The organism is Ignavibacteriales bacterium (assembly GCA_016214905.1).
Lineage (GTDB): Bacteria > Bacteroidota > Ignavibacteria > UBA10030 > SZUA-254 > PNNN01.
Genome location: JACRMQ010000007.1, coordinates 530,398 through 544,435, shown reverse-complemented (window position 1 = coordinate 544,435; position 14,038 = coordinate 530,398). Strand labels below are relative to the sequence as shown.

9 protein-coding genes are annotated in these 14,038 nt (G+C 40.4%); 4 read left to right on the top strand and 5 right to left on the bottom strand.

Going from position 1 to position 14,038, the window contains the following annotated elements:
- Positions 1-2: 2 nt before the first annotated feature.
- A complete protein-coding gene (locus HZB59_09510; GenBank protein MBI5021662.1) occupies positions 3-1,556 on the top strand; it encodes a 4Fe-4S binding protein in 1,554 nt (517 codons plus the stop codon).
- Entirely contained in the window at positions 1,553-2,791 is a 1,239-nt protein-coding gene (gene gltS / locus HZB59_09505) for a sodium/glutamate symporter (GenBank protein MBI5021661.1), read from the top strand. The genes HZB59_09510 and gltS overlap by 4 nt, the downstream gene beginning before the upstream one ends.
- A gap of 152 nt (positions 2,792-2,943) precedes the next feature.
- Here the strand turns inward: gltS and HZB59_09500 are convergent, their stop codons facing one another.
- Positions 2,944-8,391 carry a putative Ig domain-containing protein gene (locus HZB59_09500; GenBank protein MBI5021660.1) on the bottom strand — a complete coding sequence of 1,816 codons (5,448 nt, stop codon included), beginning with the start codon at positions 8,389-8,391 and terminating at the stop codon, positions 2,944-2,946.
- Between the two features lie 405 nt (positions 8,392-8,796).
- On the opposite strand from HZB59_09500, the gene HZB59_09495 reads away from it, so the two are divergent.
- Both HZB59_09495 and HZB59_09490 read left to right on the top strand, forming a co-directional pair.
- The gene (locus HZB59_09495; protein MBI5021659.1) at positions 8,797-10,968 is read left to right on the top strand and encodes a carbohydrate binding family 9 domain-containing protein; all 2,172 of its coding nucleotides are present in this window, start codon (positions 8,797-8,799) and stop codon (positions 10,966-10,968) included.
- 203 nt (positions 10,969-11,171) lie between these two features.
- Positions 11,172-11,546, top strand: a complete 375-nt coding sequence (locus tag HZB59_09490; GenBank protein MBI5021658.1) for a response regulator — start codon at positions 11,172-11,174, stop codon at positions 11,544-11,546.
- Positions 11,547-11,569: 23 nt separating this feature from the next.
- Here HZB59_09490 and HZB59_09485 read toward each other — a convergent pair whose 3' ends face one another.
- From HZB59_09485 to HZB59_09470, 4 genes are all read right to left on the bottom strand, one after another.
- The gene (locus HZB59_09485; GenBank protein MBI5021657.1) at positions 11,570-11,788 is read right to left on the bottom strand and encodes a DUF167 domain-containing protein; all 219 of its coding nucleotides are present in this window, start codon (positions 11,786-11,788) and stop codon (positions 11,570-11,572) included.
- A gap of 160 nt (positions 11,789-11,948) precedes the next feature.
- Positions 11,949-12,842 (bottom strand): phosphoribosylaminoimidazolesuccinocarboxamide synthase, encoded by an 894-nt coding sequence (locus HZB59_09480; protein MBI5021656.1) that lies wholly within the window; start codon positions 12,840-12,842, stop codon positions 11,949-11,951.
- A gap of 99 nt (positions 12,843-12,941) precedes the next feature.
- Complete coding sequence (locus HZB59_09475; GenBank protein MBI5021655.1) at positions 12,942-13,412, bottom strand: nuclear transport factor 2 family protein; 471 nt, start codon at positions 13,410-13,412, stop codon at positions 12,942-12,944.
- A 6-nt stretch (positions 13,413-13,418) separates the two neighbouring features.
- Positions 13,419-13,994, bottom strand: coding sequence for a leucyl/phenylalanyl-tRNA--protein transferase (locus tag HZB59_09470; GenBank protein ID MBI5021654.1), 576 nt, complete (start codon positions 13,992-13,994; stop codon positions 13,419-13,421).
- Between the last annotated feature and the right edge of the window lie 44 nt (positions 13,995-14,038).

Genomic DNA, 14,038 nt, shown 5'->3' with positions numbered 1-14,038 from the left:
GATTGAACCTCACCAAATTAAAAAAAATTCGTATCGGTGTTTCGTTATTTTTCTTTTTACTGTTAAGCTTACTATTTATAGATCCTAGAAACAGCATTCCGATACCTGCAATAGAAATTATCTCTTCTATTCAGTTGGTTCCGGCTTTGTTGATGATTTCAGTATCTTTTGGTTGGGCAGCGGCAGGTTTATTTTTCATCATCATTCTTACATTGCTATTCGGACGGGTTTATTGCTCAACAATTTGTCCGCTTGGTACTTTTCAAGATATAGTCATCTACATCAGAAAGAAAATAAATAAACGGTTTCGGTTTTCTTATCTAAAACCATCTTATGCTTTTCATTATTTCTTTTTAGGGCTCACTTTTATAACCGTCTTAATCGGCAGTTCCATATTTCTAAATCTTCTTGAACCGTATTCAAATTACGGCAGGATACTAACGACGCTCATTGAACCTCTGACCACCTTATTGAATAATGGTTTAGCAGCTATCCTTTCCCGTTTTCAAATTTATTTTTTTTATGATATTCCTCTACGGTCAATTGAACTATCTTTAATGGTCGGTTCAATATTCTTTCTGATCTTGATATTTTATCTCTCATATTTTCACGGTCGCCTTTTCTGCAATTCATTCTGCCCGGCAGGAGCGATTCTTGGATTATTGTCGCGATTTACCATTTATAAGATTGTAGTTAATGAGAAATCGTGCACCGAATGCGGCGCATGCGAAAAAGTTTGTAAAGCAAACTGCATCGAGAGTAAAACTAAAAAAATAGATTTCAGTGCTTGTATAGGATGTTTCAATTGTATCAAATCGTGCCCGACCGACGGAATCATCTACACACCCCCTCAATTGAAATTCTCAAAACATCAAACATCTTTTATAGAATCGAGGCGGTTATTTTTAGGATCAATGTCGGTTCCTTTGATCGGATCGATAGTTCAAAATACAACTCAATCAGATACGGTGAAGAGTGGTTATTGGCAAACTAAACGCAATCCTATTTCCCCGCCCGGATCTATGAGTATTCAACATTTTTCAACTTACTGCACTGCTTGCTCACTTTGTGTAACTGAATGCCCAACACAAGTTTTATACCCATCTTTTGTCGAATATGGAGTTGCCGGATTATTTCAGCCTAAGATGAATTACGATGCAAGCTACTGCAACTATGAATGTACCATCTGCGGCGATGTTTGTCCGACCGGCGCAATTCTTCCATTATCCATTGATAAGAAAAAATTGGTTCAAATCGGTAAAACAGTATTTATAAAAGAAGATTGCGTTGTTGTTGCTAAGAAGAAAGATTGTGCAGCTTGTTCGGAACATTGTCCCACAAAAGCTGTGTATACTGTCCCGTACGAGGGAAAACTCAAATTGCCCGAATTAAATAATGATATCTGTATCGGATGCGGTGCGTGCGAACATGCTTGCCCGACAACACCGAGAAAAGCAATTTATGTCACCTCAAATTCTGTACACCTTCAAGCACAAAAGCCAAAAGTGCAAAAACAAGAAAAAGTATTCGACGTTAAGGAGGATTTCCCCTTTTGAATAATATCACCACAGAAAATATTACGACAGTTTTGGATCTTGATCTCATCCAAACATTGGCTATCGCAGCGATCATACTTTACATCGGCATGGTAATCAGAAAGCGGATAAAATTCCTTGATAAATTAAACATACCATCTGCTGTTGTAGGTGGTCTGCTTTTCGCGGGATTGAATTTATTTTTTCACGATCGATTTGTTAATATCAAATTTAGCACGACTGCCCAACCGCTGTTTATGGTACTTTTCTTCACAACCATCGGTGCAGGAGCTAGTTTACCATTATTAAAAAAAGGTGGAAAGTATGTTGTAATCTTCTTCTTGATGTCGACCTTGTTTTGTTTTGTTCAAAATTTCATTGGAATGGGAATCGCTTCCGCCTTCAGCGTTAATCCCCTTCTCGGTGTTATTGCCGGTTCCGTAACATTAGTCGGAGGTCCTGCGACCGGAATGGCTTTTGCCCAGTTGTTTGAAAACGCCGGAGTTACAGGCGCGCACACGATTGCTATCACTGCGGCAACATTCGGAATTGTTTGCGGTGGAATTCTTGGCGGACCTGTTGGAACATATCTAATTAGAAAACACAAGTTAACTTCCAATAAACTAAACTCTACAAGAGAATTACAACACGAATTAAATACCGATTCGCAAATCGTAAAGATTGAAATAGACCGCGAAGATTCCGGTTTGATGATGAATATTATTGTAGCGGCTATTGCTATGGGAATTGGAAGTGTAGTTAGTTTTTATTTTAAATCGTTTGGGTGGACTCTACCCGCATACATAGGTGCAATGATAATAGCATCAATATTCCGGAACATTGACGATAAAACTTCATGGTTTAACATAGATCAAAATACAATGGAGCTGATCGGATCGATTTCGCTGAATATTTTTCTTGTGGTCGCTTTAATGGATTTAAAACTCTGGGAGCTTGTCTATTTGGCAGTTCCTCTGGCGGCTATTTTAATTGGACAGGTTTTAGTAGTTGCACTATTCTCACTTACAATTTCTTTTCGAACCATGGGAAAGGATTATGAATCCGCTGTGACAGTGAGCGGTTTCATCGGATTTGTTTTAGGAACAACTGCAAACGCTATGGCAAACATGAAAACACTCGTCAGCAAATTCGGACCGGCACCGCGCGCGTTTCTTGTCGTGCCAATAGTTGGTGCATTTTTTATTGACTTTACAAATGCAATAATAATTACTTTGTTTCTTAATTGGTTGAGTTGAGCTTTTAAACAATTCATAAATTAAAAAGGCAAAAGTTTCCGAAGGGATGCCTTCGGCAAATAAATACTCTTGCCTTTCTTATCTCACTGCTCTTGGCTCTTGGTTATTAGCAATTAGCGATTAGCCATTCACAATTAACAATTCGATTGCATTTATTTCGCCAGCAGCATCTTCTTAATCTGAACGAACGACTTTGTATTATCGCTAATTCCGGTCGCTTCTAATTTATAGAAATAAATTCCGCTTGCTACACTGCTCGCATCCCACTCAACTGAATGGAATCCTTCGTCTGTCGTTTCATCCGCAAGAATCGAAACAATTTCACCTAAAATGTTGTAAACAGAAAGTCGAACTTTGCTCTCCACCGGTAATTCGTATGCTATTGATGTAACCGGATTGAACGGGTTGGGATAATTCTGATGTAATTTATATTCAGACGGAATTTCACTCCGATCGGATAAAACCAATGTGAGTTTTGCATTATCAGGATCATTAATTTTAATTTCTCCATTTCCGGTCAGTTTAACATTCCTTAATTTTTTCCCGGATTCCTGGATCTGCAATCTCACAACCTGATCGGTAATGAGAGCTGAATTCCACCGGATGTCGACAGGAGAAACTGCACCGCTTATTTGAATCGGATATTGCAATTGTTTACCGACATGGGGTGTAAATGTTTCGGCAAATCGCTGAGATTTAAAACGGACATCGAAAATACCTTCAGGCGGAGTTGGCGGCAAATCAAATTTCGATTCCATAACTCCATTCTGTACACCGAAATATAGAGAGCGTTTTTGCCCCGATTGATTTTCGAAAATAATTTCGCTCATATTATTCTTCAGTTCGGATAACCGACCTGACCGAACTGCAGTTGCGTTCGGAGATGCCGACCATAAGAGATGCAATTTCCCTTCAGGATTCACTTTAACCCAATAACCTTTTCCGGGAATTATCGAATCGGTCATATTATAACCTTCATCGTATCCGAAGAAATCAGATTTGATCGATGTTCCCACACCGGTAATCGATGATACGTTAATTCCACGTGTCAGCGAGCCGATGATGTTCCATCCATCCATTACGTCAATTGTATCTTCATATCGTGGTCTCCCCTCAACAAGGACAGTTTCGGGAGAAGCAAATTTCATCCAATACCCGTAACCGTTCATCAATCGCGCCGATGCCTGATATCCGCTCGCCGTGTATTTATAAGCACTACCGGTAGCGCCCGGGAAGAGCATTGAGGCGGAATCGTTTATGACGCCTACAGGATTTGAAACAAGATTCCATTTTGCCAATAATGGAATTTCCACGACTTCTGACATTTGAAGCACAGATATTGTGTATGCTTTTGAAGCCGCACAACCATACGAATCAATCGCATTGATTGTAAAATTAAATGTGCCTGCTTTGGATAATGTTCCCGAAATTGTCCCATTCGAATTTAACGACAATCCATCCGGCAGAATGCCACCGATAACGGTATATGAATACGGAACTGTGCCGCCATCCGCTGTTATTATCTGTGAATAAAATTTCCCGACTGAATCATCCGGTAATGTTATTGGCACGAAAGTTATGGACGGACAATCAACCGTGAGTGAATATTCACGATTTCCAGCGCATGCGTTCACGTCTGTTGAAGTAACTGTAAAAGTGAACACCCCTTGAACCGTAGGTGTACCTGAAAGATTTCCGTTCGATGCGAGTGTAATTCCGTTTGGCAGTATTCCGGCAGTTACCGAGTATGAATATGGAGAAGTTCCCCCGCTTGCGGTAATAGTTTGCGAATATAACTTTCCAACAGTATCCTTAGGTAATATTGTTGGAGTAAGAGATATGGCAGGACAATCGATCGTGAATGTATATTCCCTGCTTCCAACGCATGAATTCAAATCTGTAGCAGTGACAGTAAAGATAAACTGTCCTTTGACTGTTGGTGTACCGGAAAGATTTCCGTTTGAAGCGAGTGTAATTCCGTTTGGCAGTGTTCCGGCAGTTATTGAATATGAATATGGAGAAGTTCCGCCGCTTGCAGATATTGTTTGATTATATGAATTGTATTGAATACCGTTCGATAACGCCGAAGGTGTTAATGTAATAGTCGGACAAATGAATTCAGCAACAGTTACATCTATAGTATCAACCCCAGATCTTAATTGAGTATCCGAAACAACTAATGGTAATTGTTTTAAACCGATTGAAGTTCCGGTTGGAATAGAAGACTGGAAACTAAATATATTATCTCCGATCGCTGCGTCTCCATGTGTCCCGTCATCGTAAAATTGTTGCGTAGCGCTGCCACTAATCGCAGACAAATTACCGGTTACGCTTAAGCCGCTGCTTGTTGGACTGGTTCCCGGAGTTACTACTCCGGTTAGTAAAGTAGTATTTCCAATCAACACAGTTAATGGATTTGCGCTTCCAACGATCGACGGATTGGTAGGCACGAGTGTAGTTGATGGCGTCAAAGAAAAATCGTCGACTGCGAGTCCATCATCGGCACCCGTTAGATCTTTATCTGTCCATTTGATAAAGAATGACGATCCATCTGTGATATTCAAACCATTAATTGTTCCTGAAATAGTTCGGCGGTTGGCAGAGGCGTTTCCATCAAACGCACCGGCAGTTCCAGTTGTAACCGGAGTCGCGAAATCAAAAGCAGAATTGCGTGTGTAAGTCCCTGTTGTCAAACTTGTGGCATTTGTTGAGAATTGAAATTGAATAGTATCAGCCCTGCCTGTTGCACCCAAACGCCACTCTTCACCCGTGTATGAAATTGCGAGTGATGTAATTGTACTGCCGGTATTATTAGTGAAGCTTGCGCCATATGCCGGCACTAAAGTACCACTCAACAAACCACCCAATGCTCTATCTGTACTTGAAGCTGAACCAAAACTGTATGTATCGCCTCCCGTTCCGGAACCAGTTCCCGCCGTGTAGGTTGTATTGGCATTTGATCCGGTTTCGGTAAACATCCAGCCCATCGGCATAGTGCTCGATGTTCCTGTGATTGCCAGAGTATTAAAATTTTGTGTGTAAGCTGTTTCTAAAGTTGTAAGAACAACTGTGTTCCCCGGACTCGGATTTATTGTAATAGAATATGCCAAATTTCCCACGCACAGACTTGCATCCGAAGCAGTGACGGTAAAATTAAAAGTTCCTGATGAACTTGGCGTGCCGTTTAAAACACCGAGCGAAGTCAAGGATAATCCTGAAGGCAGAGCCCCGCTCGTTACTGAATAAGAATATGGTGCAGTTCCACCGCTCGCTGTGATTGTTTGACTATATGCAGATCCCACCATTCCTGAAGGAAGTGTGGAAGGAGAAAGCGTTATCGAGGGGCAACCGCCGATATTCAAAGTGTACGATAAACTTCCGGTGCAAGTGTTTTGATCAGTTGCGGTAATTGCAAAATTGTACAAGCCGGATGTTGTTGGAGTTCCCGATAAAATACCTCCTCCGCTCAGTGAAATACCAACCGGTAATGTTCCGCTTGTTATGGAATAAGTATAAGGAGCGATACCGCCCGATGCGGTGATAGTCTGTGAGTATAAACTTCCCAACGAACCATCCGGTAATGTTGTTGGTGAAAGCGTGATTGTGGGACATGATGAATTATTTATAGTGAGTATTCCCGTTGCGCTCGTTGCAGATTGACCATCCGGATTAGTGATTGTAATAGTGCGTGCGCCTGTTAATGCACCACTCGCGATCGAGACATTAAGAGTCAGTGTGGTTGGATTGGTGAACGCGACACTGTTCACCGTAACACCACCGCCATTGATGACAGCACTAAGACGATTCGGGTATTCGACACCCGGATCGTAAAATCCCGAACCGGAAGTTGCAGTGCCGGTAAGTGTTAAGTTGACGTTTGATGTACCAGTGTTTACAGTTGTTGGAGAAACACTCGATGGAGTTGCCGGTGGGGGAGCTAATAATTGTACAACCCGCAAACCCCATGAATTAGTCGCATTGCAATATTCCTGGAAAGTCCACATCGTCATATCATCAGCAGGATCAACAACAACCTGAGAATAATCGCCCCAGCGTTGATTATCGTTTGCTTCTACATTGTATGCCGTTGAACTCGCGAAAGCTATAGCAGGCGACTGAGTTGTTCCAAGCACATCACCGGATAATCTTCCTGAAACAGCCACACCGGCGTAATCGTTCGTACTCGCGTAACTGCATCCCAATGCCATGTGTCCCTGTCCGCTTGCGGCTACACTTGGGATCCAATAACCACGCGGATTGGTAGCTGCGGAATTAAATAAAGTCCCTGATTGCTTCAAAGACGGCGTGGAAGATAAATTTATTATTTCATACCATCTCGATCCGTTTCGTCCGCCACCGGTTGCTCCAACTCCACTCGTACTCACTTCAATATTGTGAGTCGTCCATAAACTTGTTTCGCCTGTTATCCTATTTTTTTTCATTTGTGCCGCATACAATCTATCATCCAACGCATCAAGGCGACGGTTGGATGCAGAGCCGAGCACGACTTGCGGAATCGGATAAACGGTAGTTGGAACGGTAAGTTCGATATTTCCTGAGAGTACAGGTGTGCCACCGGGATTTGTTACACGTCGAATGATCAATTTTGAAAATGATATTGCATCAACACCAACAAAATATCCCTCGGTCGCTGTCGGATCATCGTTGTGTACACCCTGAGGTGTAAAAGGTCCGGTGGTCGAGCCGTTCGTCAAACCACGGAATGCTGTTACAGTCAATGTACCTGTTAACAAATCTGATTTTCGAACGACATAAACGCTCGTTCCAATAAAAGCCGATGAGACGGAATTAAAAATATTCGCTCCGATATAAAGAGCGTTAGCGTCTACACCCAGTGTCGGATAATCCGCAAAACCACCGGTATCAACATTCGGTATTGTACCGACCTGATCGTTTTGAAACTGGAAAAAAGTGAAGCTCGATGTGTTAGTGATAGTTGAACCTGAACTTACAGCAATTAAAACCCTATTCGCGCCGGATGACGGCATGTTTATAATTACTACAAACCATCTTCCGCTGATACGATCATATCTGACATGTGGATCGGTTACATCGGCACCATTTCGCACCGATGTCCAGAACGTATTATCCGATACATCCAATCCACCAACAGTTCCATTCTTATTGAAAACTCTGATTCTTCCGTTAACGTGAACAAGTACCTGAGTCGGTCCTACGTCTCCATTACAATCCGGTGGAATATATCCCGATGCTTCTGAAATTTGAGTCGCAAGAAAAGATGTTCCAACCGTTTGCGGAGCCATTATACTTGAAATCTCATTTTGTTGAACCACTTTCTCATCGAAGGGCCAATGAGATATTGACGGGGCAGATGGATTCTGTTCAGTTTTATGAGGAAGATGATATTCCTCTCTTCTGGGTCTTATAGCGAACGGAAGCTTCTGAGACAATTCTTCTCGTTTAACGATTTGACTTACAACTTCAGTTACTCCTCTGTCTCCATGCCAGGGCACTCCTGTAATGCTTTGGTCGTTTTTAACCTGAGAATTTGCTCCTGAAAATATTATTAAACTTAGAAATAAAGAGAGGTTCAGAGTAAATATTATTAATGATTTCATGAATAAACCGGAATAGTTTTGTGTAATAAATTAATTAACAATTAAAGAGGAACCATCGTTCATCGAGCGATGGTTATCAACTCGAGGGGGAGATTCATATAAAGGAAAATCTAAATTTTCGGGAATAAATGAGGCAAAAGGTAAAATTTGGCATTTTATTCTATTATAAGATAAGAAAGATTTATCGCTCAACCAAGAACCAAAATCACACAAATTACACAGTGAAGATTTAAAATATCATTTATTGGTCAACTTTTTCGCTAATTTTATCTTACTTCTGTTATTAACACTAAAGTATGAAAAATTATCCCGAAATCTGTTCCGCAACATTTTGATTCGATATTCGTTCCAGATAATAGTTTCTTTAATAAAATATCATCTTTAGGTATATCCTCCGTAAAAATTATGAATCGATTGGTAATCATTTTTTTGATATTAGCACCGTTAACTTCGTTCTCGGCTGAAAAATCTTTAAATCTAAAAAAAACAAACATTGCACCAAACGTTGATGGAGCGATAGACCCTTTGTGGTCTGAAGTTGACTCATTGAACGATTTTGTTCAATTTCAACCTTATAACGGTAAAGCACCGACACAAAAAACCACTGCGAAGGTATTAACAACCGAAGATGCACTGTATTGTCTTATGGTGTGTGTCGGCGATAATTCCAAAACCCAGATCAATACAGGTGTGCTCGATAATTACGGTGGCGATATGGTTTCGATCATGCTGGATACTTTCGGTGATAAACGAACGGCATATAAATTCGCAGTTAACGCGGCGGGTGTACGCGGCGACTGCCGGCTTTTAGATGATGCACGGAACCGCGATTATAGCTGGGACGGTGTTTGGTTTGCCGCAAGTAAAGTGTACGACTGGGGATTTGTTGTTGAGATGGAAATTCCTTACCGGTCGATTCAATACAATGAACAATTGAATGAGTGGGGTTTGGATTTTGACAGATGGATTCCTGACGGCACGGAGGATATTTACTGGAATCAGTATGAAGAGAATGAAGGACAACGTATTTCCAAATTCGGTAAAATGGTTTTCGATAATTTCAAGCCGAGTGTAAAAGGATTGAATTTAGAAATCTATCCGGTCGGAATTGCAAAGGCAACTTATCTTCACGACAATAAATATAAGATCGATCCCAATGCAGGGATAGACATCTTCTATAATCCATCCCAGGCGCTTACGTTCCAGCTCACAGGCAATCCTGATTTCGCACAGATCGAAGCCGATCCGTACGAATTCAACATCTCGCGATACGAAACATATTTTTCCGAAAGAAGACCGTTCTTCACGCAGGGGAATGAGGTCTTCACGCCATCGGGCAGACAACGCAATTCCGGATTTTACCAACCGATAGAATTATTTTATTCGCGCAGGATTGGAAAGAAACTTTCGGATGGCTCCGAAGTACCGCTTATTGTCGGCTCAAAAGTTTTTGGCCGCCTCGATGATTTTGAATACGGTGGCTTTGTTGCAATGACGAATGAAAAGGAATATAAAAATGACGAAACATTTCAAAAGGAAGATAAAGCATACTTCGCGCTTGGGAGAATAAAAAAACAGATATTAGAAAATTCTTCTCTTGGAATTTTGGTGGCGGCAAAACACTCGGCAGAAAATGATAACGGTTTCATCGATGTTGATGGCGCATTTCGCGGTTCCGATTGGCAGTTCGCTTATCAATTTGCCGAGTCATTCAACGATAAGCAGGGTGGTTTTGCCGCATCGGCGGGCGGAACAATTTCAAAAGAGAATTGGTTTACGGGTATAAAAGGAAGAGCGATCTCACAAAAATTCAATGTCGATCAGGTGGGATTCGTTCCATGGAAAGGTACGGCACAATTGGTTGCACTTTCAGGACCGCGCTGGTATTATGAAGATGGAACAATTCGTCAAATAATGATTTACGGCGGTGGATTTTATGGATATGAAGACGCCGATAAAGCGCCCGACTACGCCGGTTTGATCGGCTACAATATGCAATTCCGTTCGAACTGGGGTTTTGAGATTAATTTCAATCAAGGAAAATCAAAAGACAGCGATATAAAATATAACTCCACTTCAATTAATTTTTCAACATGGTTCAATACATCACCGACCTGGAACGGAAATATTTGGGGTGGATACGAGAAGACATATAATTTCAATCGTGGATATTTATCTTTTTATTCCTGGCTTGGTAGCGAATTCGGCTGGCTTCCTTTCAATGTTTTAGGTATCGGAAGTTCCGTCAATATGTTTATCGAAGGAAGTCCGTCTAACGATATTCAAGATATAACTTACAATACAAGACCTTATTTGTCTTTTACTCCGATAAACGATTTGAGCATCCGTTGTTATTTTGATAATGTTTTCGTTCGATCTACCGATAGGTTTCAACAGTTAATCGCCGGATTTCTTCTATCGTATAATTTCCTGCCAAAGAGCTGGATATATTTAGCCATAAACGATGTTCAAGATAGGCGCGATGAGTTCGATTCTACATTGAATTTATTGCCGAACAGAATGCATACAACAAACAGAGCAGGCGTTCTCAAAGTAAAGTATCTTTATTATTTTTGATAAGAAAGAATATTATTTCGTAAGTACACGATAAATTTTGTTGATGTAAAATCCCAATTATAATTTTTAATCGGGATTTTTTATTACCAACCAGCCGGCTGTATCACCTTCAAATAATCATACCAAAACATCTTAAAACGAAAATTGATTTTTATGATCATTCCTCGTACATTAACGGTCATTAAATAAAGGGGTGATACATTATGGGATCAAAACCAAAAATTTTATTTGTAGATGAAGATTCATCGCTTAAGAGAATTTTAGAAAAAATACTTCAGGAGGAGGGATATAGCGTGGAGGTTGCCGGCGACGGCAGCACCGCAAAGGAAAAGTTATTGCTTCATGATTATGATGTAGCAATTCTGGATAACAACCTCCCCGGAAAGAATGCTTTGGATGTTTTAAAAGAAATCAACCATCCGAGTGTTACAGAAAAAGTAATCATGATAACTGCGGTAGATGAAAATGAACTTGCCCGCGAAGGAAAGAAGCTTGGCGTGCGCGAGTTCCTCGCTAAGCCGTTTGATATGGATAAAGTTATTTCATCCATCAACCGTATACACGCCTTTAAGCAGTAGAGTCCCTGCCTGCGGCAGGGACTCTACGCTATTTCAACAATTTTGGTTTTCCCTGTCGTTCCACGAAGGATTGTAAAACATCGTTTCGGTTTCCCAAAATGATCAGCAAGTAATTCAATAACTTTCTCGTTTGCCTTCCCTTCTACCGGAGGAACGGAAACGCACACAACGAAATTGTTTGCATCTATCTGTTCAACAGTGTTTTTACGGGCGTTGGGTTTTACTTTTACACTGATTTTCACAATGGTACCTTATCTATATCCATATATGAAATCCTAAGCTCTAATATCGAAATTCTAAACAAATCCAAAATCATAAATTCCAAGTCCCGGAAACCACTCAGTTTATTATTTCGGTTTTAAGATTTGTTTATGATTTAGTAATTCGAATTTCAGATTTTTCTTATTGAACTTCTTTTCCTGTTAACATCTTCAACGCTTCTCGATACAACTCGGATGTCTTTTGAATAACAGAATCCGGCATGGTTGGTCCGGGGGGCTGCTTGTTGAAATTGATAGAGAGAAGATAATCGCGTACGAATTGTTTATCGAAACTATCCTGTCCGGTTCCGGGTTGGTATTTCGATGTGGACCAGAAGCGGGATGAATCGGGCGTGAGTAACTCGTCAATAAGAATTAATTTTTCATCATAAAATCCGAATTCCATCTTAGTATCGGCAATGATGATTCCTTTTTCTGAAGCAATTTTGGCGGCGCGTTTATAAATTTCGAGTGTGTAGTTTTTAACTTTCTCCGCCTCTTCTTTCCCGATAATATTGGCGGCTTCCTCAAAAGAAATATTTTCGTCATGCCCGACATCTGCTTTTGTGGAGGGCGTGAAAATCGGTTCTGGCAATTTAGAAGATTCCACCAATCCGTCCGGTAATTTAATACCGCAGATTGATTTCGATTTTTTGTATTCATTCCATCCGGAACCGGAGATGTAACCGCGCACTATACATTCAACTGCCAACGGTTTTGCTTTTTTTACAACAATACTTCTTCCACAAAGTTGATCTTTGTACGGCTGACATTCTTTCGGGAAATCATTTACATCCGAAACAACGATATGATTTGGGATGATATCTTTGACTATTTCAAACCAATAATTTGAAATTTGTGTAAGCACTTTTCCCTTATCCGGAATCGGCTGTGGCATAACTACATCAAAAGCCGAAAGCCGGTCGGTTGCAATAATTAATAAGTATTCGCCTAGATCGTAAATATCGCGGACTTTGCCGCGTTTAACGAATTTCAGTGTTGGAAAATCGGTTTTATAAATTGCTGTTGAGTTCATATTGATGTGTGATATTAGATGTTAAATGTTCGTTATTAGTTAGTAATTATTGGTTATTAGCAATTAGTAATTAGCAATTGGCTATTAGCTGTTAGGTTTTTACTTTTTACTTGACGTATGGTCATGTACAATCTTCCATCCGTCACTAAACTTTTTAAGAATGAGAGTAAATACTCCTTTGGGATTATCTTTTTCTCTTTTCAATTCCCAGTTACCGAAAATCCAGGCAGATTCTGATGAAAGTAATTTTACATTTAAATTCGAGAAATTCAAAACACCCATTTTTTCTTTTGAACCATAGCTCTTTTTGTATTTTTCGAAAGTTGCTTTCCAACCGGTCTGAATGTTTCCGCCGCTTGTGAAAAGCAAACTATCCGATTTCCAGTATCCTTCCATATAGCCGGCAATACTTCCATCGTTCCACGCTTTCTGTTGGTTTGAAAGAACTTGAAGTATAAACCGGACATTCATGCTGTCAGGATTATCCTTGGGTTGGGCTGATAAAATTTCACATGATGTAAAAATAAAAATCAATGCAACAAATAGTTTCATATTTCCGATAATTTTCATCGCTTATCAATCAACAAAAGAGCGTTTAAGTTTGACAGAATTTTTTAATAAAGAGAGATATTCATCACGAGGAATTTCAATTGCACCTAATCTTGAAAGATGCGGCGTGATGTATTGTGTATCTAAAAGACGGAATTTTTTTGTCTTCAATCTTTCCACAAGATAGACAAGCGCGATTTTGGAAGAATCTTTCACCCTCCTGAACATTGATTCACCGAAGAACGCTGCCCCCAACGTAACACCGTACAATCCGCCGACCAACATTTTATCTTTCCAGGTTTCAACGCTGTGTGCGAAGCCAAGCCGGTGAAGTTCAAGATAGCTTCTAATAATTTCTTCCGATATCCAGGTATCGTCTCTTTCAGCACAGCGTCGCATTACAACTTCAAAAGAACTATTCATTTTCACTTCAAATATTTTTTTCTTTAAAACCTGTCGTAAGCTCCTCGATATTTTCAATCCATCAAGCGGTATAATTGCACGTGGATCCGGAGAGTACCAGCCGATTTCACCGCTCCTCGATTCCGCCATCGGAAAATAACCTGCGCCGTATGCACCAAGCAGAAATTCAGGTTCAATAATTTTGCTTCCTGTTATGTTTACTGCTTTATTCACTGATTCACTTA

Bases quoted from the DNA above. Each gene is read 5' to 3' on its own strand.
- HZB59_09495 (MBI5021659.1), top strand. From the start codon at position 8,797: ATGAATCGATTGGTAATCATTTTTTTGATATTAGCACCGTTAACTTCG.
- HZB59_09480 (MBI5021656.1), bottom strand. From the start codon at position 12,842: ATGAACTCAACAGCAATTTATAAAACCGATTTTCCAACACTGAAATTC.
- HZB59_09475 (MBI5021655.1), bottom strand. From the start codon at position 13,412: ATGAAAATTATCGGAAATATGAAACTATTTGTTGCATTGATTTTTATT.
- HZB59_09500 (MBI5021660.1), bottom strand. From the start codon at position 8,391: ATGAAATCATTAATAATATTTACTCTGAACCTCTCTTTATTTCTAAGT.
- HZB59_09490 (MBI5021658.1), top strand. From the start codon at position 11,172: ATGGGATCAAAACCAAAAATTTTATTTGTAGATGAAGATTCATCGCTT.